Source organism: Lacrimispora xylanisolvens (assembly GCF_002934545.1).
Lineage (GTDB): Bacteria > Bacillota > Clostridia > Lachnospirales > Lachnospiraceae > Lacrimispora > Lacrimispora xylanisolvens.
In genome coordinates, this window is record NZ_PTJA01000006.1 from 269713 (window position 1) to 296287 (window position 26575).

The following is a 26575-nucleotide window of genomic DNA, read 5'->3' on the forward strand; positions in this document are numbered from 1 at the left end:
CATTCTTTTTCATTTATTCATAGATTTTCCTATACTATGTCTGTTTAAATTCATTTCACAGGAATGCGGCAGGGCAATCTTGCTCTGCCACATGATCTCTAAAATGAATATTTCTACTTATTCTTCATTTTTGCATTTTTATTCGACATAACTTCCCAAAACGCAAAGAACCAATTGATTCTTCTATAGGGCGGCAACAGTAACGGCCTGTCGGTTAAACGGGCCTCATAGGAATTTCACCTCTCTCAGGATCTCTGCGAGCCGCCCCCATTGCGATGTCTGTGGCTGGACGGAAGTAGCATTAGCACTGTCCATTTCATTGCGAAACAGTCCACCATAGACTGTTTTATGACCAGGCGTTCTCGCTCATCACCTTCGATGCCATCGGTTCGACGGATGTTTCTCAACCTTCCGCAGGCAGTTCTGGCGCGCCCGTCAATGTCGCTGCCGCTTTTACACGGCTGGACAGATCATGTATTAATGCTGCCGGATATGAAGTTTTCAAGGAGCAATAGAAGGAATAGATAACCCCCCTCACTTACTTTCACGTCAAGCGAGGGGGTTGAGCGGAATAATTTTTAATTTTCCATCAGTTTCTTTAATTTGCTAAGGATTCTTACCTTTCGATCATGTATGGTTCTCTGTGCAATATTTATTTCTCTAGATATTTGATGTTCGCTTTTTCCTTTGAAAAACAGCTCTTTTATCAGTTCTTGCTCCTTTGGTGTAAGCATTTCTAAGCAGGAAAGCATTTTTTCAATTAACACCGCTTGGACTGCAGCATCTTCAACACTTATTTCATCCGATGCAAACTGGTGATTTGAGTCCTCCAGACGTTCAAAGGAATCCTCCCTGCTGGGAATGAGAGTAATTGCACAGCTAACGCAGTCAATTTGGTAACGTTCCACCTTTAAGTCGTACTGCTGATACTCCATTTTGCGGTCACTTTTTTCCAGTACCTCAATAACCGCATCACTTGCTTCGGGATACCTCTCCCGATAATTAATTCTTCTGATTCTTTTTGCCATTTGGCTTGTCCTCCATTTCATGATTTTCAAAATCAAAGAATGAAGAACAAGCGGTGGAGACCTGCATCGGGGTATTGACGGGGTTCTGTATAAAGCGACTTTTTCAGTGACTTCTTTTGTATTATTTAGTCGTTGAAACAGTATTATTGTCGAAACAAAAAAATCAGTACTACGCCAGGTTAGGTGCAGTACTGATTTTTTATTATATTTATTTGTAGGTGGGCAAAGTGTATGTACTCGGCTGTCTTTATCTCCACCTCAAAACACAGTTGTTGGAATGAAGCATACAGATACCCCTCTTATTTAAGCAATAAGCAAACACCGGTATCTTAATTTCTTCCATGTTTAAAAGGTGTTAAAAAAGACAGAATCCTACTCTCAAATGAGGAGAAGTGCCATAAAGCTTTTTCTGGCGGCTAGGCTATCATAGTGCAAGAAACACCTTAGATCCTTGGCTTTGCGTCCCCGTTTTTCAACTGGTTTGCCTTTGACATATTTTATTGTGAATAAAACTATTTCTTATGACTACGGGTACTTCTGTTCTTAACGAATCAGATATAACCATACACACACATTGAACATTATAAAACTTGTTAATAATCACAAACACAGCTATCCTTTAAGAAATTCACTAATAATAAAGGAATGCGTTTGTTATTTTCTGTAACTATATAAATTATAACATGCAAATAACATGAAAACAACGAATAACGACAATTAATACTATCGTTTGATGTGCAAAACGCACTAATTTTATCGTATATGGAAGATTTTAAAGACAATGCAACTAACTGATAAGGATAGATATATCTTTGGTATATCTCAAACTGTAGACAAACTATATTTTAAAAATTTCTTTATTCAAGTGATGAATAAAAATACAAACCACCAGATATTTTTTTGATATCTGGTGGCTTATTATTCAGTAGTTAATATTTAGTGTAATATTCATGTATAGGTATTTCGATAATGTCTTTTATGTAATATTCAATCTCTTGAGTTGACTGCAAATATTTGGCTGTATTTATAGTGCCGTTGTAAAAATTAAGGGTTATCACATTATCTTGTACGCTATAAGTTCCCTCATATCCGTCGGACTCCTCTGTAGTTATGCCAATGTACCGCTTAAATGTGGCATCATCATTGAAAGTCAACGTTCCACCATACTGTATTCCTGTACCATATAACTCTTGGAGAGAATAGTCCTCACCTGTATTTGCATTTTTGGCATAACTTATCATCCAAGTTCCCATTATATATTCAAGGACGTTATCTTTAACAGAAGGCGAGTCTGTAGCACTTGATGTTGTTATTGGGTCTATCTCTGGCGTATTTGTTGGTTTTATTACTTCGGTTGTCATTGACGGATTAGAATTAATGCTGAATCCATTATCACACCCTGCAAGTATTAAGACCATAACACAGGTTAAAAATATAGTGATTTTTCTCATGACACTGCCTCCTGTCTTCAATAAGTTCTTTTATAGTCATCATCATAGTTTTCTGTAATTAATACTTCTCTTAAATTATCGAAGAAATCTGTTATATTTCCATCCATATATTCTTCGAACGGATTAATTATAGTAATGCAATGAATTTAGTTTAGAAACGAATTCTATTCTTTCTAAAATCATTCGAATTTTTCGCATATGCTCTATGCTTATACATTGGGACTCCTTCTCTTAATTCTTAGTTTCTTGATTATACCAAAGTAAAAAACAAAAAGGAAGCACTGTATATTTATTCTGATAAAATACAGTGCTTCATAGTATAAATTACTTTGTATACAACCTGAGATATATCTCTGGTATATCTGATGTATTAATAATTATTAAGACTAATGTTCTTTTTCTGCCATTAACTTTTCTTAGAGTGAGAAGTTCTCATTCTCGGTGCATCACGAACCAAGGCACGGTCCATGAAAAATGCAGACTAATCTCTTGGTGTAATAATGTACTTTAAAACCTTAACCACCCCAACCAACAGCATAAAAAAAATTCATACTAAATATCCGATTATTGCGGGTTGCTGTTCAAAAAATAGAGATTGCTGCTCTTGCCGCCGTTCTCCCTCCAGCGCTGCTCCTTACGAAGGTAGCCGCTTTTCTCCAAATCTGACAATGCCCTCTTTACGGTGCTTCTGGAAAGATTCAGTTCTCTGGCAATGGTACCAATTGCCGGATAGCATTTGCGGTTATGATCAGCCCTGTCATGGAGATACATGAATACGGATTTTGCCCGGTGAGGCAACTCAGATTGGTACACAGATGTAAAATAGGCCATATTTTCACCTCCTGTCCGAATGCTGTTTTTGCTCCATTGGTTCTAAATTGATAGCAGGATTCGGATTTTGTACTATTCCTCCCGAAGTTGATACCCTATCTACTCTTTCTTCCGGCTCTGGTTCAAAAGCTGCATTTCGACGGATGATTTCTTCCTCCACTTTACGGCGGTCGACATACTCCACCTTTCTTGCGGACTGCTCTGCAATTTCATATGGCTTGCCAAAGGTAATACCCCATTCTAAGAACAGCTTAAGGCAGGTACGCATGGGATAGGCTCCTGTCTTGGTTACAATGAACCTTCCCTTTGGCATGGATTTCAGCTCATCCGGTGTCATCAATGGACGCTCAATCATCTGTAAGGACTGACTAGGGTCATTCTTTCCCCTGCTGACAGAACCGCTCATAACAGTCTGACTGCCGAGGGCCTTTGACAAAATCTGTGCCGATTCACTGTTAGGAGCAAAACCGCCGAACACTGCATCCTGGCAATTATCGGTTATAATAGCAGCACCTTCCTTGCCATAGTTTTTCTCCAGCTGTGCAAAGCTCTGGATTATGGCAACAATGGATACCCGCCGGGAGCGGCTGGCCGAGAACATCATCTCTGCCGATTCAATTTTAGGGATGGTTCCAATTTCATCTAAAAACATCATGACGCGGTTTGGCAGCTTACCGCCATACTCATCGGCTACAGAAAGAATTTCCCGGTAAAGCTGCTGAACAATTAGACTGATTATAAAATATTTAGTGGAATCTTCTTCCGGCATGACGAGAAAAATGGCACTTTTCTCGGTGCAAAACCGTTCAGCATCTATGGCAGTGTCAAAGCATAAAATCTGTTCCAGCTCTGAATCTAAAAAGGCATTGAGCCGTGACAGTGCTGTGGATAAAACGCTCTGCATGGCCTGCTCTGCAGAGTTGAGTGCCGCGCCTGCAAACCACTTGGTTTTATGATCATCAGGCAAATGCGCCATCAGAAGCTGAAACAACGTCCGACCTTTGACGCCGCTGGGCGCCAGTAAATCCTGAATAAGCTTAAACACGGATACGATATGCCGCTCCCCTGGCTCACAAAATTCGGCAATCAGCAAAATGACTGAGGTCAGAAGCCCTTCTGCTGCATCATAGAAGAAGGCATTTTGCCCTGCTGCAGCACTGTCGAAGCCTCCAGAATTAATGATGGTCTTGGCCGTAATCTTAGCGTACTTCTCTGCTCTTGCCTTGTACGTTATGCTTTCCGGGTGAGCAAGGTACAAATCCATATATCGGTTGACCAGATGAAGCAGGTTATTGCCATCCGAACGGGTAGGATTTCGCAGGTCAATGACTGACACATGATAGCCGTAATAATCCTTGGCAATCCCTGCATAGTTTCGATAAAGGTCCCCCTTTGTGTCGGTAGTGATAAAGCTCATGCCAGAAGCACAGGCATATTCCAGATTTGGATAGAGAAAGTTGGCTGTTTTGCCGACACCCGCCGCACCAATCATCAGACAGTGGATATCATCGTCATCTACCAGAGCATAGCCGTGATGCGTTGATTTATCAAAGAGTGATGCTTTTCTCCAGCCTACAATCAACCCTTGTGCTTTGGGCAGGTTGTTTCCCTGACGCCATTTTTCCGGCTCATATCGAATCGGGGTATAGACCGTCCGAATTTCCTTTTTAGTTGCCCAACGGGCCGTACCATGTTGACCATCACCTACAGTTTTAGATTTTATACCATTTAGGCTGTAATAATGGACAAGCAGTGATAATGAAGCAAGTATACTAAACATTGTCGTGCCTACGACAATCAAGGTTACTATTTGTGGCACCTGCATCGGTTGCCCTCCGTTTCATTGTAAAAGAAAACCGCCAAGGAAAGTTTCAACTTCTTGACGGTTTCTGTGTCTTAGGTGATTCCTAATCACATGCTTAATCTCATATTCGCCTCTTTCTCCTGTTTTTGTTGTAACGCTTGAAACTCCAGTTTTATGAACATTTCAGTTCTGATACAGTTTAATGCCAAACGTAAGTATACTCCACCAAGCTGTTTCTGGTCAGTCTCCGTGCGGATACCAGAAGTATCAATCATTTGGTTAAGCTCAGTCATATCGCCACGAATATCCTCCAGCCTGGAACGAAGCCCTCCCCTGTCTTTATGAACGCTATAATTCGTTTGAAGTTTCTTCATAAGTTTATCCGTAGTCACCGGATGCTCCATCTGACGGCACAGTTCCTTTGTTAACAACAGGGAACACGCCGCCATATATTCTATACATTCTCTTACGGACTCTTTATTTTCCGGCATAATCTTTCCGCTACTTACCATTGGTTTCAAAGCTTGATAAGTATCCTTTAACAGATATCTGATATTCCGGCTGAGACTGATTTTTTCGCATAACACAAGCAATTTCTCACATACTTGCGGAAAAAGTATAATCTTTGGGTGTTCCTCTGAGGAAATTGGAGGCATCCCGTTTTTTGCTTTTAGGTCCTCATTCCAGTCCTTGTTGATTGACTGAAGTACGGTTACATCTATATAATCATTTTCGGAAAGAATATCCTTCAATCGTGCATTTGCTTCGATCCCAGCTGCGTCATGATCCAGACAAAGGAATACTTTTCTAAGCTGCGTGTTCTGCCGAAGCTGTTGGAGCAGCGCATGCTCTGAAACTCCATCCAGGGCAACATAGCTGTGTTCCTGCCAGTCTCTTGGATACAGGGTGATAAAAGACAGCATATCTACCGGTGCTTCAAAAACATAGATTCGGTCACTGTTTCCGCTCCAATGAAAACTGAATTTTGGATCACTTCCTTCTACATTGCCCTTATAAGAATCTCCTTTTGTATAGGTACCGCGCTTATGAGCATGACGGGGTATACTATTTTCGTCCATACCTACGAACACTGCATTATGATACTGGCTGTCCTCATAAATGAGCTTTTCATGGGCAAAAAATGATATTATCTCCCGATCTATAAACCGCTGCTTGATGAGATATGCAAACACCCGTCGCATGTCGTAGTTTTCCTCTGGCAGTGCAAAAACCTTGCGTGGAGACGGGGCGCTTTTCTCTGTTTGGTTCCACTCCACGCCGGATTCCCCGCCCAGTAGGAAACATACCGCCTCCGGAAAGCTCATATCATAGAACTGCTGTACAAAATCAATGGCACAGCCACCTTCTTTGCGGGAATGGCGGAACCATTCGTTGCCCCGGACGGTTACACTGTCATACCGTTTCCAGCGCCATTCCCGTCCTGAACGAACCAGCTGTTCTCCCTGGCGCTGGAGGAAGTCCACCAGATCCACTGTATTAGCCTGATGTTTTTGTTCATCGGTAAAATATACATATGCCATCTGAAACACCCCCCTTATCAACGTTTACGTTTTCCACAGCGCATATGCCCATGCCGAGTGCAGAAAAAGGCCACCCGCTGATGCATGGACGACCTTTGACATAATTGAACGGTTTGTATAGGCGGCAGTTTCTTTTTCTGTCTCTGTAATTGCTTCCCCATGGAATACCATACCTCCTTTTTTTTAGTAAATAGTGAGCTTTTGTTCATGATCATTCGGAGCGTGCCCCTGGGCAATCTTTTTTTCTCTCAGCTTTCTGCGCAGCTTACTTTCCGTTTGAATACCCGGACTACCAGAGAGTCTTTTGACTTCCTCCTGAAATATCCGACTGATATGATGCAGTAACCTTGTTGTTGCCAAAAACATAGAGGGATTACGGATGGAGTCCAAGTTGTCCAGGAAAAACTGCGCATAAATATTACCTTGTTCTGCTGAGAGAGTGAGCCATCGCACAGCAGCTTCCCTGTCGCGGGGAACCTCCTGTCCCAGCAGATACATTTTACCAAGCTGGTATTGGGCGTATTGATTTTCCTGTTCAGCAGATTTTGTCAGCCATTTTACAGCAGCAGCCATATCTTTTGAGATTCCTTCTTCCTTCAGATACAACGTTCCCAGGGCATACGCTGCATAGGAGTTATCCTGCTCTGCAGAGAGGGTAAATAAATCTACTGCCCTTTGTATGTTCTTTTCCATATAATTTCCGTCCCGATAGAGCTTTCCAAGAGCATACTGTGCAAGAGCATTGCCGTTGTCAGACGCTTTTGTCAGCCATCGAAGAGCTTTCTCTACGTTAAATTTACCGCAGTGCACATCCAGATAAATTTTTCCCAGCATATATTGTGCATTGGCATTCCCCAGCCGAGCGGATTTTTCCAAATAGTAGATTGCCTTGTCTATGTCCTTTTGCGTTCCGGTTCCGGTGTAGAGCATCTGACCAAGGCGGTACTGAAGCTTATCATCACGGCTTTGTCGTTCCATCTGCTGAAAGCCATGGAAAGCAGCCTTAAAATGCAGCTGCGCTTCCTCAGTATTCCTTGCTGTTCCAATTCCGTCCCGATACATCTTTGCCATCTCATAGTCTGCATAGGGCATACCCTGTTTAGCAGAACTTTGGTACAGTTGAAACGCGGTATTTAAATTATGTTCTACACCCCTTCCCCTATAATAGAGAACTCCCAAAGAATATTGAGCGTATTTATGGTTCTTGGAGGCTGCTTCCTTAAACCAGTTTGCCGCTTCCACATAGTCCTGTTCCGTTCCAAGCCCTGCTGCATACAGTTTGCCAATGCGGTACTCTACATACCGATGTTCCTTTTTGGCTTCAATCGCCCGAAAAGCAGCAAGCGCTTTGGAGTACCAGACAAAAGCAGCATCTGTATTCATTTCCACACCTAGCCCGTCAGTAAACATCCGCCCCAAATCATGCATGGCAAAGGCATTTCCGTCCTCTGCTTCTAGCAAAAATAAGGGCAGAGCCTGTTCAAAGTCCGGCTCTGCGATATCCGTACCATAAAGATAGGTAAGGGCCTGTTTATAGCGGTTGTTCCATGCAATGTGTGGCTTTTGGGGCACTATACTTAAGGCAGATACTGGAGATATGTTATTAGAATGTTCAGTCAATGATGATTCAGAGTTATGTCCAGCTCCGGTTTCAAGCTCAAATACTTTTATTTCCCCTTCTTCATCTGTATTAAGAAAAACAGAACCGGCTTCTTCAATTGATTCTATATGATTCATGATTGTTGCTTCCTCTATAATGCTTTCTTCCTCTGGAAGCGATTCGGCATATTCATCTCCTGCAAAAACAACCTCCTGATTGCACAACCTGACCGCCTCCGAAATTATTATATTTTTTATCTGCTTGAATTCCTTCTGCTGGGAAAGCGGCACCGGCACGGGAAGGTCATCCTTGTAAGTACGTAGCACCTCGTTTCGCAGCTCCTGCCATTGGACATAAGCTGCCGATACACGTCCATCCTTCGCCAGCTCGTCAACAATCTGGTTTACCAGTTTCTTGACCGGTGCTTTTAAATAACCAAATTGCTTTTTGCCGGTGGTTCGCCGGAGCCGTTCCGCAAGCTGAGTCAACATATTTTCCAAAACTGGATTATCACAATTTCCCGCCTGCATCTGCCTCAAAAGATCCTGGAGGGTATCCCGGCTCTGCGCTGTCAGCGTTTTTCTTCGCTCCGTCTGCTCGGTATAGATTTGGAGCAGATCCTGCTGAAAGATTTCCCTTGTCAGACTGCTTCGCATGGCTTCAATGGCGGGCTTGGTTACAAAGCCCTCACGTGGATCGACCGAATACACGATCATGTGGCAGTGAGGGTGATGTTCTTCATCGTGATAGGCAGCGTACCAGCGCAAATTCTCTGGTACAATCTTTATCTGTTGGGCAAAGACATTCCTTTGCTTACGTAGCAGAGCCATCCACGCAGCAGCATTGTCGTATCCCAGCCGGGCAGCATCCTCCCTCCGCAGGGAAATAATAGGTGTCCAGATGTTTCCGGCGTGCACTGCCACCTCCTGTGCTGTCTGCGAAAGCACCAGCGGAACATCTTCATCGGAGAATAGCCCATGACTGTCCAGTTGTTCGGCACGGGGACGGGTAGCAATATAGTTAACATACACCTCTTGATGTGCCAACTGGTCAATGTTTTGATCCAATGCAGCAGAGATAAATTCTGAGGCATTTTCCATGGTAGGCTTCACTAAATAGTCCTCATACTCGAACAGCCCTGTGGAATCTGGAAACTGCTCCAGAATATCTGACATAAGAAACTTCTGCTTATCCGTGGCAGGACGGTTTCGCATCCGCTCTGGAAGTCGCTCTACGCCCTCCCGCGTGGCAATGTAGGTTACCAGATTTTCTGCATGAGCCGCCGTGTTTTTTAGATAGCGGCATTTAAAGATAATTCGGGGCATGGTCAGTCACGCCTTTCTCTCTTCTGGAAGCTGGCTACATTCTCAAAGGTCACGGAACCCACTGATCGCTTTACATCCTCTACACATTTCCCCCTGAGCTTACGCAGGGTATTTTCGTCTACATCTGCAGTGGTGGAGAGGATATTCATCATCATTGACATCTCAACTGCCAGCTTGAATATCAGTCGGGACATACGGCTCTCCAGACCATCCACCATTCCGGTCATGGCTGTGGTGATAGCGGCTGGAAGAAAACGCATCCCTTCTTCTGCGGAAATGTAGCCGCAGTAAAATTTAATTGCCTTTTCGATGAACTCACTTTGACTCTGGCAATTGTCACGCTGGTACCAGTCTGCCACTAGCTGTCTGGTTTCCGGATACATCCACAGAGGGAACTTCTTTTTGTTTTTTGCTTCTTCTGACATGGTAAACCTCCGTTTCTATCAAAAAAGGGCTACAACACCGGTCACAACCCCTATAAAAAGCCTTTGTTTTACGCATTTACCGCTATTGTGGCATTCGCACAACCCCGAAGGCAACCCCAAGGGCATTTTTACGACCCCGGTAAGAAACCGTTTTTCTCCCCGCATTGCGGGGAGATGTGAGCGGGAGCGGGGCGTCCTTGACCCCGCTCCTTTAACCCGCATCATTTTCGCCCCCATGGTTCACCCCAGTTTTGGCGGTTCTTACCACTGCCAGTATTTTGGTGTTAACGGGAGCAACGGGGGCTTTTACTGTCTTATGGCGCAGCACTCCGCTCCTGATAGATAAAGGCGTCACAGGGGCATACAGGCGGCAACAGGGGGGCCTCTTTCCTCCATGTTGTTACATGCTTTACTCAGTGGGTAAAATATTATTTATACCATTACATCTCCAGATGCATACCCTGCTGCATTTCTCCGTCAGATACCATTGATATACTTCCTGTTTCCGCATCATACCGATAAACTTCATTAGAAAGACGTTCTTCCTCATCAACCTGGCTTTGATTAATATCACATACAATATCCTTTAAATCCTCAATTCCTCTTTCCTTTTCTTCACGAATCAAAACTAACTCATGGATCGATGAGGGAAGAATCAGATAGTTTCCACCAAGCTCCTTTGAGACTGATTCCAATACATCCGGGCAGAACATATAAGACGCTCCCTGCCACTTTTTGCTATTACTCAATACAAACAAAAAGCTGTTTTCCATGCTGAGTTGACTCTCTTCTATGGGACATCCCATCATATCCGCAATTACATAGTCCATACTATGGAACTCATATGGCATAAGCTGCTTCATACTCTTTTCAGCCTGTTCATGCAGCATCTCTGCATCAATATTCCACAACTTTAAATGATCATTATTGACTAGGAGCGTACCAAAAACGCCTCCATCCTCTTCAATTAAATAGCGGTATACAACAGCCAGATCCTCTACTATCTGATGGGGGACAGAGGACAGCAGTTCCCGATTCTTATCAGCATTTATCGCACACATAAACAGGCTGTCTTTCAAATTTTCGTAGTCAAACTTATGTATACCAAACTTCGGTGCTGCTTCCACTGACTCCAGGTATTGTTCCGCAAGCTTCTTTAGGATTTCCTCCATACTGACACCCCTGCTGTAAGATTGGTAGGCATTATCTAAGTATATCTGCGGAGTAAGATCACTTCCGGGTATCCGTATACTCATTCCATATAACTGAATGCCATTATTTTTTAGCTGCTGACGAACCGATACCTCTTCATTTTTCCATTCCTCAGGCAGATATTCCTTGATATGCCGTTCTACTTCTTCTATAAAGTCTTTAAATTCCATTGTACAAATCCTCCTGTTCTTTGTGGTTTTTACTTTTCACAGCTTTGACGGTTTTGACCACTTTCAATATTTTAGGGATTAAAGCATAAATTCCTATATGTTGCCTGCTGATTCAATACGTTCCTGAACCTCTGCTGGAACATTCTTTTCATAGAGAGCCTGAAGCACAGCCTCCAGATCTGCATTTAGTTCTGCGACATTTTGAAACTGCCGGAGAGCTTCCAGTTTCTCCATTTCGTAATATATTAGGATTAGAGTTGTTTTCATCATTAACCTCCATTTAAGTAAGCCAAGTTGGTGCATTCATCATAAACATCTTAAGCAACTGACTATGAATTTGAGCCAAGTTGGTGCAATCTTTCTTCTGGGTTAAACATCAGTGTGCTAGAAATCCTCAAGTGCATGTATCAGACTGTCGGGAATATCCTCCAGCTGTGCTGCCACAGCCCGCTCCGCTTGTGGTGGAGTAACTCTCAATGAGAGCTGATTTATTTCCTCTCGAACAGCCTGCCGCACAATTTGTTCAATATGACTGTTTTGTTTAGCGGATAGAATACTGGACACCACAAATTCGGTTCGGTGACGGCTGGCCTGCTGCGTGAACAGCCGCTCTGCTTCCTGGTGTCTGGGATCGTCCATATCAAAAGACAGATAGTATCGTTTTCGCATAGTCTTATCCCAGCAGGAGCTTGTACCCGTCCGCATTGGCAAACCGGTTCAGCACAGCAACAATATTAATCTCATTCCCTCGCAGCCGGGATTCCAGCAGCTCCGCTCCGCCGCCTGCAAACACAGTAGGGAGCCTTAAATCCAAGCCTCGTTCCCGCAGAGCGTTCAGCAGTTCCTTGCAGTAGGCAGACACTTCATACTCCACTGTCTCTTCAATTTTCTTACGACCAGTGTGTTGAATTTTCCCTCGGATTGCGTCAGTGATCAAAGCATCCGAAAGCAGAATGCCACATTTCTGCAGAGCGTCCTGAATGCGGCTATAGAGGATGATCGTTCCCAAACGCAGACTAACACAGCTTGCACGCTCCAGCTTGAAATTATGGACTGTGAGAACATCCACCGTATAACCGCCGATGTCAACGAGGGTAATGCTTCTGTATTCCTGCAAACGAGGATAATACCGGCACAGTGCCGCATGTCCCTGGGCGAACACTTTACAGTCAGAAATACGACATCGGTATGCTGTACCTTCGAACTCAAAGGACACATTTTGTAGAAAATACCGCCGAAACGCTTCCTTTTGTGTACCGTAGCTGTCGATGGGAAGCCCCACACCAAGCATAATATCTGCATCAGTTACACCAACACGTTTCATAGCTTCGGCAATAGCCGGCAGGGTGAGAATAAAAGTGTCCTGCTCCATTGTCTTATCCTGCTGAAAGCGCAGTCGTCGCTCTCCGATGGCGTAATAGCTGCCTTCATAGAACAGCTGAAGCTCCGGTGTTAAAAACTCCCGGTCACTTACAGTAAAACCGGAGGCATAAAGCATACCGTCCGAGGATTTTGTATTGTAGTTTCCATTGTCTATTCCAAGCTTGATCATGGCAGGAACCTCCTTTTTCTTTTTCTGCGGTTATGGTTACATCCTCATTGTCATACCAGGAGTTTCCTCCTGAGAATCCTCTGATGGTGTTTCGGATGGCACGAGTTCTGTCTGTGTCTCCGCAGCTGCCTGCTCCCTCTGTCGGCGATTCTGACGGACGGGTCGTTCTGGTCGTTCTCTTGCAGAGGATGTATCCTGGCCTTCCTGCGGCGCTGACACCTGCTCCATGCGGCTCTCCACATATTCCCGCACTTGCGCAGGAACTGCTTTTTCATAGGTTTTGTCCAGATAATCCTTTAGCTCCTGTTCAATGGTAAGTTCCTTTTTGTCCATGAAAAAACGGAGTGCTTCCAGTTTTTCCGATGGAAAAGATACCTTTAGTTCTGACATGCTCATTGCTTTTCCTCCTTTAATTTTTAATTTTATTTCCGGCAATCACGGCCTTTACTGTGCCGCATTTTTCGCATAAGGTCTTGCATATAGCACCTGCTTGTCTGCATCAAACAGGTCCCTGTACACAACCCGTCCTCTGGAAGATGAGGCGTCCACTACCTTGCTGTTGCCGGCATAGATACCCACATGAGTAATATTGAGATAACGTCCGTTTACTTTGTGGCTCCAAAACACAAGATCACCTGGAGCAAGATCGGCTTTCGAAACGGTCAGACCATTGTTGACACAATATTTTCCCTGCTCAGCAGCGGTACCAGGAAGATTAACCCGCAGCTGACGGTATATCCACTGTACGAGATAACTACAGTCGGTATAACCTGCCTGACCGCGAAGCTCCTGTGAGTAGGGATCTCCCAGACGGGACAGTGCAAGCTGAACAGCCTGGGAACCAGTTTCTCCTGCTGCCAGATCAGTGGTCGGATTGACAAACTGTTCCGGCAGCCAATCCGACCACTGATCAAATCGGTCTCCTTCGCCTGTTGCGCCGGTTCCATACAAGGCCCGGTAATAAATTTCTGAGGCATTTGCCTGATTTTCGTACGAAATCCTGCGCCCGAGTGTACTTTCCAGATTTCTATAAATTACTGGAAGGGAAGTAAGCGGCACCGCTGCGGTATAGGTCTCCTCATGCTCCACTCCGTCCTCATCCGACCATGTACGAGTGCGTTCCTCGTAGCGAACGAAGCAGTCAGTAAATGACTGATAATCAATCCCTCGCAAGGATTCAGCGCCGAAATACAGAGAATAAAAAATAGCCTTAACCTGTACAGAGTCAAGACTTCCCTCCTCAATCATCAATGTAATTTCAGCAATAATCACATCCAGCTCCGAATAACTTTTACGCATGTCCTCAATATATTCTCGATAATCCTCCGGTACCTGACCTGAAATAACTCCGTCATGAAAGGATAGCTGAACAGCGGCGTTGTTATGGTTCGCAGTTCCAGACAAAAGACTGGAAATCATGACAATAATCAGGATAAAAGGTGTTAAAATCGCGGCAACGAGAACACCCACCGCCTTCCAGGTCCGTTTATCTGCAGCTGCCATAATTGCTGCCTTTACCGCTAGAGTAATCGTTACAGGATCAGCCATGGCTGCACCTCCTTTTCGTAAACATGCACACGGATTATCCCCAAAGTGCAGTAAAACTTATTTTTTACCACCACTTCTGTCCGAACAGATTCCCCTGCTGCGGCTCATACTGTTCCTGACTCTGTGCTAACTGAATCGATTTTTCCACTGCCTGTTCCAGAAAGTCCGTATCAAAACCAGCTGAGTGATAACCCTCCAGAATGGTATTAAGATAATAATCAGAAGGGGCCCCAAACGGACGCCCATCATTCATAATATACACCATGGCTTTTACTGATCTGCCGCTCAACTCCACAGGAAACAGCTCCTTTCGGTAAAAATTTGGATATCCTTCATAATAATCAAGAGCAAGCTCGTCCTGGGGTCGAATTTTCCACAAGAGAACAGGAACCCTTGCACCAATAAGAGGTTCCACAGTTGCAACAGCACTACTGCGACTCCCCCGGAACAGCATCTCATAATCTTTCATTTCACTAGTGCCTATTAATTCGGCAGTAGGGCACCGATAGGCCATTTGAGTAAGGTTCAAATTACTGCCATAAGCAATATATAAGGTTTCTTTTTTCATTTAGGCATTCCTCCTTCTACATGGACATAGTAATACCGGGGCTTTGCTCTTCTTCCCCGGCCTGATTTGTTTCGTATTCTGTTACTGACTCCGGCTGCGCCGAAATACTCTGCTCCGCCTCCTCTAAATGCCTTTCTTTTTTCTGCCGTAATCGTTCTTTCTGCTGCTGGGCCTGTGCCGGGTCACGCCAGGCAATACAGCCCTCCAGATGTTCCAACAGATGCAGCCTTGCGGTTTTGAATTCATCTCCAATAAGACCAAGGCGCAGCAGCCAAGTACGAAACGTATATTTTTCGTTAGTGGTCTGTGTCTTGGTTCGGCTGGCACAACGCTGATTAAGGGCTTGTGCCGAAATCGCCATACATAGCTGAATGTACGCTTTAATCTTGCCGGCATGAGTAGTGCTGTTGAATAAACGGAACTCCACCGTACCCTTCTGGAATACACTGTGCAGATTTAAGCAGTGGTAGCGGCTGTCATGGTAATGCTCATGGCTTCCATCCGTGCCGTTATACCAGATGCCGCTGACTTGATCCAGCGTTTTGGGTCTCCTACGGTTGAGTTCCTCCAGAAAGCGGCTTTCTACCGGCTTACACCATCGGTGCTGTCTGTCGACAGTCACCTGCAGAGCCTTATAGATCATATCCTCCTTAGCTGCCATTATATTGGTGATATTGCGCAGCGTGTTAGCGTCAAAAGGTGATGCGTCTATATGCACATGAATGCCGCAGGAGCCGTTGGTAATTGCACCAGCCTCCCGAAGCTTGCGAATTAGCTCCTGTACCGTTTCGATGTCCTCCCAGCGACAGATAGGGCTGACCATCTCGGTTTTGTATTCATTTGGCGCGGAAACGATTTGACGTCCGGATCTTTTCTGTGCAGTAATACTGGAATCACTCATAAACTTCCATTTACGCCCCTGAGAATCCAGCGCAGAATAGGTATCATAACAAGTGCCGTCGTAATGGCTGGCAGTTCCAAAATATTCGGCCGCAATCTTTGCTGCCTGTTCACGAGTCACGCCGGTCATCTCAATTTCAATGCCAAACCGCTGTTCCTTCATGTCCATGAGTTATACTCCCTTCGCCATTTATTCCGGACAGTCATCAGCGACCGCCTGCCTTTCCGAACAATTTTGCCTTATGCTCCGGTGCATGAACCATCAGGTTATAGCGCTCATTTCCGCATTTATAGAGACACACACCCTGCTGGGGATAACGGATGAGTTCAAATTCAGATCTCTCCAGCTGAAGGGTATCCATGTAGAATTTTGCATCAATGGAGCCTGCATTAAAAAGAAACTGGTGAGTCGGGATAGAAAACAGTGGTTTGGTCAGCTCTCGGATATGCTCTACATTAAAATCCTCCAAATTCTGCGAGGCAAGAATGACGGCGCTTTCCTTTTTACGTACACGTTTCATGAAGTTGCGGATATATTCAATTGCCGTCAGGTTCGTTAGGAACAGATACAGTTCATCAATGCTGGCAGCGGTGTTCCCAGTGGTTAAAAGCTCATTGCTCATATAGGACAACACGTTGAACAGTAAGGCGTTTCGCAGATTTTTACTGGCATTTAACACACCCTTAACACCAAAGGTTATAAAATCATTGCTGGTGATGTTGGTATGGCCGTTGAAAAACTTAGACTCCGCTCCTTTGCACATGGAATGGAGTCCAAGACATATTTCCCGCAGAGAATCTGCTGTATAAAGCTGTCGTTGACTTTCATCGAAGTTCTTGTATTCTGTCTCTATAAAGTCGTACAAATCAGAAAGAATGGGGTAATCCGTATGCTTTAAACGGTCAAAATTGCTTCGATCGGTAATACCCCATTTCTCATAAAGCCTTCCCAGCATGATTTCGATTGTGTCAATTTCTCTGTCGGTAAAGTCCTTATAGGTGCGAAAAAAATCCTTTAAAAAACTGATGTGCTGACTGAGCTTGCTACTCTGCCGGAATGCCTGAGGTGCCTCTGTATCCTTTGGGTCGCCGGTTTCATCCCAGCTTTTTGGCTCCAATACATTGATAATGAATTCGCCGGACATAAGGTCGATGAAACAGCCACCGAGATTGAGGGTCAGATCCTCGTACTCCATTTCGGGATCTAGTCCAATGATGTGCATGCCGGATTCCCGCAGGTTACATAAAATGAGCTTAAGAAGGTAGCTCTTGCCTTGACCGGAATTTCCAAGAATAAGGATATTAGCATTGGTTTTGTCATCAGCACGGCGGTTAAAATCCGCCAGAATGTTACTTCCGAATTTATCCCGGCCAAGGTAGAAGCCGTTGGGATCGGTCTTGCCGGAGTAATTAAAGGGATACAGGTTTGCGACCGAGCTGGCAGGAAGTACCCGTTCAAACTGATCTCCAAACACGTTATAGCCGGAGGGCATGGCACACTGGAATCCCTGCTGCTGGCGCAGCATCAGGCGGTCCACGTTGAGCTTGCTCCGTATGAGTTCGGTTAAAACCTCCGTCTGTAAGAGTTTCAGCTGGTCATAGTCATGGGAAGTCAGCTCTATATACACAGCAACATGAAGCAGTGGTTCCCGGCTCCGATGCATCTGCGCCACGATAGTTGCAACATCCTGCAGATTACTTTCCGCTGTGACCGTCTGCTGTAAATCTTGCGTACTGGTACTTTGCATACGGTTTTTATTTGCAGCATTTGAGATGATCTTCTTTTCCTCTACCGGGGTAACATGACGGGTATAGAGGTGCAGCGTCACGCCGTCCTTTTCACCAAGATGACGCAGGATGGCCTGTTCATCAGTGGCAGTTGGGTATTCACGAAGTGCCCACACACATCGGTAGGTATTGCCGCATATAAAGTGATCAGTATTAAACTTGATTACCGAGGGCGCGATCATATCAAGAAACTCCTGAATTCGTATATCCTTTTGCGATATACTATCAGGATTGCTTTTTTTCGACATAAGCAAGCTCCTTTCGTTTTAACTAACTCAAAAAAACCGCCACTAAAAAGTGACGGCTTGCTGTTAAAAAATATTAAATTGTTAACTAGAAAGACCCCCATTATTACTGGAGGTCTTTCCAGTTAAAGTTGTTGTTGCTGTGTTTGTTCCTGTGAAATTGCCATTCCAAGATAGCGATCAAGCTGCTCTTCCTCTAGGGATGCAATCATATTGGAAAATGGTTTAATATCCCGTTCTACTGCATAAGCTTCCAGAACATTAAAATATTCCAGACGGTTTTCCTTTGCGATAGATATTGGCAAAAAGCCATGAGCCATCAGCTGATAGTTCATGATTAATCTAGAGGTTCTTCCATTTCCATCAGCAAACGGATGAATTCTCACAAACTCAGCATGGGTCCAGGCAGCAAGCTCAATTACATTTTCTATTGCTCTATCCTGCAAATCCATATAAAATGCTTTTACCTGACGATACATCTCGTTAGGGCTTGGCGGAGTATGGGAGGCACCAGAAATATAAACATCTACGTTCCGATATATTCCTCCAATCATAATATTCTCCATTAAAATAGCATGTAAGTCCTTAATAATATGCTCATCCAAAGGCTTTTTTTCTGCGATACAGTCTTTTACATACTGATAGGCTTTGTTATGATTAATGACCTCATAAATTTCTCGAAGTTTTTTTCCACCTACGGACAGCCCTTCCTCCAATACTACCTTAGTTTCCAGAAGGGTAAGTGTGTTCCCTTCAATTGCTGTAGAATTATGTGTATATTGTAGTTCAAATTGCTGTGCGTAGCTTTTTACCGTTATTTCAGGGAGTGAATCTTTAATTTGTTCGTAGTCATCTCTCTTTTGAAGTATTACTTTATAATCCAAGCTATCCACTCCTTTCTTCTCTATTCCTAATATGATATTTTACCATGTTTTGGTTATTTATTCAATGCAAGACTAAGATATTAATCATTAAGTATCACCCAACGCTCACCGTCATAATTCTCAAATTTTTCGGTTGTAACATTCTGTTCAAAATAGACTGCCAGTAATCGCTTAATATCTTCCTTGCCAGCTCGTTGTGCAATAAATCCCTGCTCCCGCAAGATTTTCTCTATGCGATTTAAATAAGGGAAAACCTCGCTTTCCTTTTCGTTACAAAGCCGTATGATGACGAGGAATTCCCGTGCTGTTGCCATCTGCACCTGTATACGATCAAGATGAAGGAAATCCAACTCCAGCAACTTCCGCACAGCCGTTTTATCCTCCTGATCCATACGGCTTCGCAAAAATCGCTTATTATCCTCGTAGCTCTCCCGGCTATTGAGACAAAGGAATTCTAGCTCAGCAAATCCTTTGAGAACAGTCATCAACGCATATATACGAGCTGATATACTTTCTTCTGATAAAACAGAAATATTTGTGGGCTTAATCATAAAATATACCAGACGATCGCTCCTGTAGGTTTCAAGACAATAATCCATCACCTCTCTGGTTCCAATCAGTTGACGGGTGACCTGGCGCTGTCTTGTACTTTTCTGTTCTTTACTCATTTTGGATACCCCCATTCGTAGGTCTGCTGTTTCGTTAAAAAGAAAGCGCAGGAATATTTAATAAAGTCAAGGATACTGATATCATCAAAACGTATTGTCAAAAAGGCATAAAGGGCGGTGATCACAATAGGTGGCAAAAGCCACAGCTGCACAAATGCAAACACAGATATTAAAAGCCCCACTCCAATGATGCCAATATCCCGCAGCTGCCACAACCAGAGTGTGGCCCTTGATTTTAAGTTATCGGGATAGATGTACATGCGTATTCCTCCTGTTCCTTTCTAAATCTAGTTAATAGGCGATTCCCCGCAGCACATGCTCCACACAGGGAATCGCTACAGTCCATCATATAGGCTGCCGAGAGTTAACGGCTTTATCAATATCGTATTCCGGTGGATGGCCCTTCCTCTGGCATAAATTCCTTTCTTATTTTCTATGCTCCATAATTTCCTCTTCTGATACTTTCCTAACTGGTATACCCAGCTGTTCGGCCTCTTTAAGCTCGTAAAGCATTCCGGTGCTGACGCAGGAACCGCACAGCCATAATTCCTCACATGTAATGAGTATCCGAAGTCCCATTTGAATTCCGATTTTCCGTTCTTTAGGAACCATATCATCCAGCAGCTGGGGATAAATCAGATGCACCGCCACCGGGGCACAGTTCTGCGAGATGGCATAGCGGCAGGCTTCCTGTGCAAACCTTATATTTCGTTCAACCTCACCTGCATAGGGGGAACAGATATATACCAGCTTCATTTTGCCACCGCCTTCACAATGGTCTTTGTGATATTCATGGCAGCCTGCCCGGCATAAACAGCACTCATAAAGTTGGCTTTCGTACTGGTATCCAGCCCGAAGGCTCCGGCGATCCGGGGTATTTCTCCTGCTGCCAGCATCAGGCCTAACCCCAGCAGAGCATTATCCTTAATCACCATCAGACCGGCGATGAGAATGGTGGCCTGCAGAAAAGCAGTCAGACACAGACCTACAATCTGCTTACACCAGCCAGTAAAACCGTCGATGTATCCACGGGGAACAGAAAACATATATAGACTCCCCACTGCAATCTGAATGATCAGGATTCCTCCGCGCTTAAGATTTGCAAAAAACACCTTGATTACGGCATAACCCATCATAATCAGGATAAATAGCATCATGATGGGGCTGGTGATAATGCCCAGCCCGCCGAAAACACCAATGCTGCCTGCACTTTCAAGGCTGCCTGCTGCAGAAAGCTCGCTTATAATGTTGCCTGCAAGAGTGTTTAACCCGCTTCCAGAGCCGGTTATGCCAGTTGCCAGGCTGCTCTGCAGAGAAATAGACAGCTTGTAAAGCTCTACCGGAACTGTAGAAAATAGTCCTACCGCCATAAAGCCCTTAATAGCATTAAGAGCAGTATCTCGGATACTTCCTCTTCCGGACTGATATTCAATCGCACATTCAAACATGGACACTACTAGCCCGGTACCATAGAGCGACCAAGACAGGTAAACAAAAAACAGCACTATAGACTTAACCCAGCTCATCTCAAACAAATCTGCACCCATACCACCCATGGCAGAAAAGAAATTTCCGAGAAATCCTATAATCTGACCATAAATCCAATCAAGAATCTGACCCAGCACCGTATCTGCTACAAAGTCCCATATGAACATGGCATCACCTCCAAAAAAAGAGCCCTTTCAGGCTCCTATCAATACAAATTAAGTCAGTTTACATCTAATTAACTTCCATTTCATTAAATTAAAAAAAGCCCTCCGAGAGATTCGGAAAGCATTACTTGACATTTTATCTTTTCTGAGTTTACATGGTATTGGCGGGGTTTCCCCGACAATAAAAAACGTCATGGCAGGCTGATGTGCTGGAACACATCAACCCTGCGCTAAGGTGAACTGAGCACCCGGCACAACCGCAAAGCGGCACCACGACAAGATTATTATACTGCATCTGTCGGTGCGGCACAAGATGAAAAAATAAGCGTGTGCATGGGAAATGGGGTGTACTTACCCCCGCCTTTGCATGCGCTTTTATAATACGGGAAATTCCCGACCACATTATGAAAGGTCGGGATACTATGAATATCTTTGAACACAAATCCAGTTTTCTGGGAAGGCAAGAGGCTGAATACTCTGGAGACTCGCTCTTGTCACTGCTAAGGCTTGCCAAGCAGATCCGGCAGAGACTTGGAACACAAGGCTATTTGCTGGACTGCTACCTCTCCCTCTTTTTCGAGGGCCTCAACACAGCACTTACTTATGAGGCCGCTAGCGATGGATTTATGGGGTGCGGTGAATTCCAGAGCCTATGCCTTCATGTATTGGACGGCACTGAGCCAGATAGCCCACACCCTCTTTACCATTCGATATTGGAAACTTATGAAGCGCAGAGAAAAAAATTATCCTTTCAGGAAAATAATACACAATTGTATATGCTTCTGGTTTTTCTTGAAGACGAGCTACAAGCTTATGCAACTGAATGCTTTGTAAAAGAGCAAGTAAAAATTATAGAGGATGCGATTGATTTCTTCCGACTGAAGGAGTTTTATAACCAAATTTCTCAGATTGTAGGTGAGCCATTTATGGAAGAACTCAACTTAAGACTGAAAAAGCGGTTTCTGCTTGCACCAATTGCGGTAGTGTTTGCACAAGGCTTTACCGATGAATTGCTTGACAGACTTATGTGCCGCGATCCTGAAACCAGCAGACTAATATTTCAGCTTATGATTGATGTTTTGTAAGGGTGATAAGCAAATGGAGAAGGAGAAGCACAGGGGAAATTGACTCTCTGTGCTTTTCTGCTAATTCATAATGAGTTGCTTGTATCCATTTCGCCTCTATGGTAAACTCTTCTTAGATTTTCTACTCAGTAAAACATTTTTGAAAAGGTAGTAATCGAAGTTTACGCTTAAGAAGCGAATTTATGTAACAAGAAGGTGGAAAAGATAAAAGAGTCAACTATTATAGCAAATTTTTGTAGTCCAATCGAAACCGTTTGGAACATTGTTACTGACAATACAGCGTATACTTGGCGTAGTAATGTAGTAAGAATAGAAGTGTCTGATGATGGCAATAGGTTTACTGAATTTACGAAAGATGGATTTGAAACTCAATTTACTATTACGATGAAAAATCCATATGAACGCTATGAATTTGATATGAAAAACAAAAATATGAACGGGCATTGGATTGGGCTTTTTTCAAAAGACGGATCTGGCACTAAGATTGAATTCACAGAAGAAGTTGAAGTCGCAAATCCCATTATGAATTTATTTGTAAAGTCATATCTTAAAAAGCAACAAGAAACTTATGTTATAGATTTAAAAAAATCATTGGGCGAATAAAATGAGCATTGCACGGGATTTTGAAAAATAGTCCCACCAAATAAAATCTTACTTATTACGAAGTTGAGCCGTTGCATCAAAACGAAGATGCAACGGCTCCTGCTATGCCTAAATGCCCAAGATTTCCCAGTCAATCCTTGCATAAGGTTAGTGGAATCGCGTTGTAATATGTGACGTACTAAACTATAATCAGAAACTTGAACTGCCCGCTGTTTATATAATGCGATGAGGGCATGAGTTGTTTATCATGCCTGTTTTACCCTGGATTTATTAAGCGGTATTTATCAATACATTTCTGAAATATAGTTTTTACACGCTGAGCTAAAGGCTTTTTACAAGGAAGCCTCTGGTTGTTAGAAAGGTTATAGCAATTGCTTTCAAGATTTTTAATTTATTTTAAAATAGGTCTTGCAAATAATTTTTAATCAATATATCCTTTATTTCAAGGATATCCTTTAAAAACTTTAAAGGAGAAATTGATTGAATGAATCAGGAAACCATCAAAGAGCTTGAAAGAACAATAAACAGAGACTACAGAAATATCGCGGGCATTACTGTACAAAAAAACGGCATAAAATTATATGAAAACTACTTTAACGGATTTACCGCCGATACCGCCTTTCATGTGTTTTCGGTGACAAAGAGTATTGTTTCCGCACTTATCGGCATTGCCATCGATAAAGGTTATATCAGGAGCATCGACCAAAAGGTGCTGGACTTTTTCCCGGATTACATGCTAAAGCGAGGCGAAAAGACAGCGCAACGTATCACAATACGGGATATGCTGACCATGACCACTCCGTTCAAATACAAGTCAGCGCCGTACATGAAGTATTTTACAAGTGAGAGCTGGGTAAAGAGCGCCCTTGATCTTTTGGGCGGTAAGGGAGAGATTGGTAAGTTCCGGTACACGCCCCTCATAGGGCCGGATATCCTGTCGGGTATTCTTACAAACGTGACCGGTCAGTCCGCGCTCGGATTCGCATATGAGAATCTGTTTTCTCCACTGGGGATCGATGTCATGCAGAATGTGGCTTTTCACAGCAAGGAAGAACAACTTTCCATTATGAAGGATCGTCACGAAAGCGGATGGGTCGCAGACCCGCAGGGAATAAATACGGCAGGCTGGGGACTTTTCATGACACCTGCGGATATGGCAAAAATCGGACAACTGTATCTGAACCGCGGAGCATGGAACGGCAGGCAGCTCATATCTGCCAAATGGATCGACGAGAGCACGACCGAGCACAGCCGCTGGGACAAGCTGCTCTACGGTTATCTGTGGTGGATCGTTGATGGAAATGAGCACAGCTACGCTGCCATGGGAGACGGCGGGAATGTGATCTATGTCAACCCGGCGAAAAATCTGATCATTGCCATTGCTTCGCTTTTTATACCGAACGCGAAGAATAGAGTAGAACTGATCAAAAAATATATTGAACCAATATTTGAGGATTAAGTATAACGAATCCCCCTTACCGAGGAGATTACGAGCATAACATGTACCTGCATCCAATTTGGTGAACAGGCTGACTCTGCAATTAAAGAAGCCAGCCTGTTCCTTTTCCTATATACCCAATATGGACCATATATATAAAGGGCAAGTTAAAGTAAAAACAAGGCAAGCAAAAAGAATAGCAGGTGCAGCAAATTCAAACTGACCATGCTTACGATAATCAAAATATGTAGTTCCAAGTTTAGCAAAAAAGCAGACTGCCAAAATTAAGTCAATAGCTGGAAACACCACTTTGTTAACAACAGTCTTTATTTGGCTGGACGCATCATTCCATGTGCTCTCAACGGCTCCAGCAACATCACCGCTTCCAGCAGCGAGTCCAGTCATTCCAAACAGGAAAATCAACAAGAATACTATATTAAGGATCATAAGGATACGTTTTAGCTTCATTGAAATTGCACCTCTTTCATTAATTTTAAAATAGACCACCAAGTTAACAGTGCACTCTTTTTCTTTCTGCCAATCAGGGCATTACAGGAGCGATATGCCAATCGTCCCAAAGACTTCCATGAATATACACCGAGTCAGTTAGATTCATCGATAGCATGCCATCTGGTGTCCAGCAATCGAATAGCCAAGTATACGGGGTATAGTTGCCATTCGGCATCCAAATGGGTGTAAAATGCGTCCGCCGTTTATAGGTTGAAAATTTGTTAATCAGGAATTCAAACTTTGCATTATATCCTGACTGAGTCTGATCCAGCTTTCTCCAGTAGGTTTGATATTGAAATTCAGGAAAATAAGTCAAGGCCGTCTGTGCATTCGTCACAGCTGATGATTGATTGGTACTAACATGAGCAGTTGTAGCTTGATTGATTCCGTATCCACTTTTCAAATCTTTGTCTGAAGCAGTTGGGTCTTTTTCATCCGGAGTGATACTCATAGAGGCCGAAAGACTTGCACTATATGAATTCCAGTCAAATTCCCACCATCCCTCATCTTCCCAATACCCATCATCATCGTCATCTCCGTCATGCCACACCCAATTCTCCTGCCACCATGGGTGCCAGACTCCCCATGACGCCGAGGTCTTCTGGGTATTATTTGGTATAGATGAGGCGGTGTATGAGTCGTTACGATCATCCGCCAGTGGATTAGGAGGATCGTTTCCTAACAGGTCCACAATCTTTGCGGTAATTGTCCCCTTATTTACCACACCTCCTCCTGTCGCAGATACACGTATAATCATGGTCTGAGGAGTAGAAGGTGTCGTCCACCTTACCCAAACCAACTGACTATCTCCCTTCGGATAATACACACCACTTACTGTATAAGTCTCACTCCCAACAGTAAATTTAACTTTTACAGGATTATCTGGATCAGCTTGCTCACCGCTAACAGTTACAGAGGTAATCACCTCTGTGTTGATTCTATATTCGTAATCGTAGTCCTCAGTTTCTGGCGGTATATCTGTCTCTTTAAATCGAACAATCCCCAAACCCAAGGCTGTTTTTATTTCCTGATTAGTTCGAATACCTGTTTTTGGTCCGCTCCATGCTGGATACCCCAAATCTTCCGCCTCCAAAAACATGGAAAGAGGTAAGTTTTGAAAAGCAGACGTTGGAAGCACAGCACGTACCGCTCCGCTTGTTAATTCATCATACATAGCTGATTCTGTTGCCGTCATTGCCACATATAATCCTTGAAATTTAACATATATAATTGGTTCCAGTAACAGCTTATACCTTCCACCAATCAATACATTAAAATCCATTCCTGTCTGATTTGCGATGCTTCGTATGACCTGTTCATCTGTAAAATAACTTTTTATCGCCTCAATGCTAGCTACTCCAAGGCTTTTCGAGCTAATAATTCTCGGAAGAGACTGACTTGGGTTCACGAACTGATATACTCCTTTATCCAAAGCAAGGATAGCTCCTTCCGAATAAGAAATCTTGCAAACCTTTCCAAATGAACATGAAATATTGCTTAATCTCTTATTTGTAAGATCAATGGGTGTCGTGACCGGTTTTCGACTCTCAGCTTCCACCACAGTTACCCGAACCCCTTCCATTCCCGGAGTCCAACTGTTTTGTGAGGTTCCCTGTCCCATGCTTCCTCCACCATTGTCAATATTTCCATCGCCGATTGCATAGGCTGTTACTGGAGATAAGGTCACCATAAGAATCATAAGAATCAGATGAAAAATACCTCTCATACTGCTCCCTTCCACAAAAAA

At 43.7% G+C, this 26575-nt stretch carries 26 protein-coding genes and 1 riboswitch; of the genes, 3 read left to right on the forward strand and 23 right to left on the reverse strand.

The features are described from left to right. Positions 1–578 precede the first annotated feature (578 nt). From BXY41_RS13375 to BXY41_RS13470, 21 genes are all read right to left on the reverse strand, one after another. Positions 579–1028, reverse strand: coding sequence for a sigma-70 family RNA polymerase sigma factor (locus BXY41_RS13375; RefSeq protein WP_104437351.1), 450 nt, complete (start codon positions 1026–1028; stop codon positions 579–581). A gap of 408 nt (positions 1029–1436) precedes the next feature. Next, positions 1437–1524, reverse strand: a riboswitch (cyclic di-GMP riboswitch). Between the two features lie 433 nt (positions 1525–1957). Beyond that, entirely contained in the window at positions 1958–2479 is a 522-nt protein-coding gene (locus tag BXY41_RS13380) for a lipocalin family protein (RefSeq protein WP_104437352.1), read from the reverse strand. 564 nt (positions 2480–3043) lie between these two features. Beyond that, complete coding sequence (locus BXY41_RS13385; RefSeq protein WP_104437353.1) at positions 3044–3310, reverse strand: helix-turn-helix domain-containing protein; 267 nt, start codon at positions 3308–3310, stop codon at positions 3044–3046. A 4-nt stretch (positions 3311–3314) separates the two neighbouring features. Further along, a complete protein-coding gene (locus BXY41_RS13390) occupies positions 3315–5135 on the reverse strand; it encodes a VirD4-like conjugal transfer protein, CD1115 family (RefSeq protein ID WP_104437354.1) in 1821 nt (606 codons plus the stop codon). An 86-nt stretch (positions 5136–5221) separates the two neighbouring features. Next, the gene (locus BXY41_RS13395) at positions 5222–6655 is read right to left on the reverse strand and encodes a DUF3991 domain-containing protein (protein ID WP_104437355.1); all 1434 of its coding nucleotides are present in this window, start codon (positions 6653–6655) and stop codon (positions 5222–5224) included. 183 nt (positions 6656–6838) lie between these two features. Further along, entirely contained in the window at positions 6839–9580 is a 2742-nt protein-coding gene (gene mobP3 / locus BXY41_RS13400; RefSeq protein ID WP_104437356.1) for a MobP3 family relaxase, read from the reverse strand. Between the two features lie 2 nt (positions 9581–9582). Next, complete coding sequence (locus tag BXY41_RS13405) at positions 9583–10005, reverse strand: hypothetical protein (RefSeq protein ID WP_104437357.1); 423 nt, start codon at positions 10003–10005, stop codon at positions 9583–9585. A 440-nt stretch (positions 10006–10445) separates the two neighbouring features. Further along, positions 10446–11387 (reverse strand): DUF5688 family protein, encoded by a 942-nt coding sequence (locus BXY41_RS13410; RefSeq protein ID WP_104437358.1) that lies wholly within the window; start codon positions 11385–11387, stop codon positions 10446–10448. Positions 11388–11480: 93 nt separating this feature from the next. Continuing rightward, on the reverse strand, positions 11481–11657 hold the full coding sequence (locus BXY41_RS26780) for a hypothetical protein (RefSeq protein ID WP_170072340.1): 177 nt from the start codon (positions 11655–11657) through the stop codon (positions 11481–11483). Between the two features lie 114 nt (positions 11658–11771). Continuing rightward, positions 11772–12056, reverse strand: a complete 285-nt coding sequence (locus tag BXY41_RS13415; RefSeq protein ID WP_242980199.1) for a plasmid segregation centromere-binding protein ParR — start codon at positions 12054–12056, stop codon at positions 11772–11774. A gap of 4 nt (positions 12057–12060) precedes the next feature. Further along, entirely contained in the window at positions 12061–12939 is an 879-nt protein-coding gene (locus tag BXY41_RS13420) for a ParM/StbA family protein (RefSeq protein ID WP_104437360.1), read from the reverse strand. A 36-nt stretch (positions 12940–12975) separates the two neighbouring features. Then, positions 12976–13335 carry a DUF6103 family protein gene (locus BXY41_RS13425; RefSeq protein ID WP_104437361.1) on the reverse strand — a complete coding sequence of 120 codons (360 nt, stop codon included), beginning with the start codon at positions 13333–13335 and terminating at the stop codon, positions 12976–12978. 48 nt (positions 13336–13383) lie between these two features. Next, a complete protein-coding gene (locus BXY41_RS13430) occupies positions 13384–14487 on the reverse strand; it encodes a C40 family peptidase (protein ID WP_104437362.1) in 1104 nt (367 codons plus the stop codon). A 64-nt stretch (positions 14488–14551) separates the two neighbouring features. Further along, positions 14552–15055 carry a gamma-glutamylcyclotransferase family protein gene (locus tag BXY41_RS13435; protein ID WP_104437363.1) on the reverse strand — a complete coding sequence of 168 codons (504 nt, stop codon included), beginning with the start codon at positions 15053–15055 and terminating at the stop codon, positions 14552–14554. A gap of 16 nt (positions 15056–15071) precedes the next feature. Continuing rightward, the gene (locus BXY41_RS13440; protein WP_104437364.1) at positions 15072–16124 is read right to left on the reverse strand and encodes an amidoligase family protein; all 1053 of its coding nucleotides are present in this window, start codon (positions 16122–16124) and stop codon (positions 15072–15074) included. 37 nt (positions 16125–16161) lie between these two features. Further along, entirely contained in the window at positions 16162–17991 is a 1830-nt protein-coding gene (locus tag BXY41_RS13445) for a VirB4 family type IV secretion system protein (RefSeq protein ID WP_104437365.1), read from the reverse strand. Positions 17992–18113: 122 nt separating this feature from the next. Further along, a complete protein-coding gene (locus tag BXY41_RS13450) occupies positions 18114–18872 on the reverse strand; it encodes a Fic family protein (protein WP_104437366.1) in 759 nt (252 codons plus the stop codon). 80 nt (positions 18873–18952) lie between these two features. Then, on the reverse strand, positions 18953–19540 hold the full coding sequence (locus BXY41_RS13455) for a hypothetical protein (protein WP_104437367.1): 588 nt from the start codon (positions 19538–19540) through the stop codon (positions 18953–18955). Next, on the reverse strand, positions 19537–19800 hold the full coding sequence (locus BXY41_RS13460; protein WP_026889870.1) for a hypothetical protein: 264 nt from the start codon (positions 19798–19800) through the stop codon (positions 19537–19539). The genes BXY41_RS13455 and BXY41_RS13460 overlap by 4 nt, the downstream gene beginning before the upstream one ends. Before the next feature lie 166 nt (positions 19801–19966). Continuing rightward, complete coding sequence (locus tag BXY41_RS13465; RefSeq protein ID WP_104437368.1) at positions 19967–20296, reverse strand: DUF7768 domain-containing protein; 330 nt, start codon at positions 20294–20296, stop codon at positions 19967–19969. Then, positions 20293–21195 (reverse strand): conjugal transfer protein TrbL family protein, encoded by a 903-nt coding sequence (locus tag BXY41_RS13470; RefSeq protein WP_104437369.1) that lies wholly within the window; start codon positions 21193–21195, stop codon positions 20293–20295. The genes BXY41_RS13465 and BXY41_RS13470 overlap by 4 nt, the downstream gene beginning before the upstream one ends. 419 nt (positions 21196–21614) lie before the next feature. On the opposite strand from BXY41_RS13470, the gene BXY41_RS26960 reads away from it, so the two are divergent. From BXY41_RS26960 to BXY41_RS13485, 3 genes are all read left to right on the forward strand, one after another. Then, positions 21615–22277: a hypothetical protein gene (locus BXY41_RS26960; protein WP_185140359.1), complete on the forward strand. Its 663-nt coding sequence runs from the start codon at positions 21615–21617 to the stop codon at positions 22275–22277. A 195-nt stretch (positions 22278–22472) separates the two neighbouring features. Further along, a complete protein-coding gene (locus tag BXY41_RS13480) occupies positions 22473–22880 on the forward strand; it encodes an SRPBCC family protein (protein ID WP_432765513.1) in 408 nt (135 codons plus the stop codon). A 484-nt stretch (positions 22881–23364) separates the two neighbouring features. Next, entirely contained in the window at positions 23365–24339 is a 975-nt protein-coding gene (locus BXY41_RS13485) for a serine hydrolase domain-containing protein (protein WP_104437370.1), read from the forward strand. Between the two features lie 108 nt (positions 24340–24447). On the opposite strand, the gene BXY41_RS13490 is transcribed toward BXY41_RS13485, so the two are convergent. Both BXY41_RS13490 and BXY41_RS13495 read right to left on the reverse strand, forming a co-directional pair. Next, on the reverse strand, positions 24448–24786 hold the full coding sequence (locus tag BXY41_RS13490) for a DUF3852 domain-containing protein (RefSeq protein ID WP_104437371.1): 339 nt from the start codon (positions 24784–24786) through the stop codon (positions 24448–24450). Between the two features lie 73 nt (positions 24787–24859). Beyond that, positions 24860–26554: a DUF8193 domain-containing protein gene (locus BXY41_RS13495; RefSeq protein ID WP_104437412.1), complete on the reverse strand. Its 1695-nt coding sequence runs from the start codon at positions 26552–26554 to the stop codon at positions 24860–24862. Between the last annotated feature and the right edge of the window lie 21 nt (positions 26555–26575).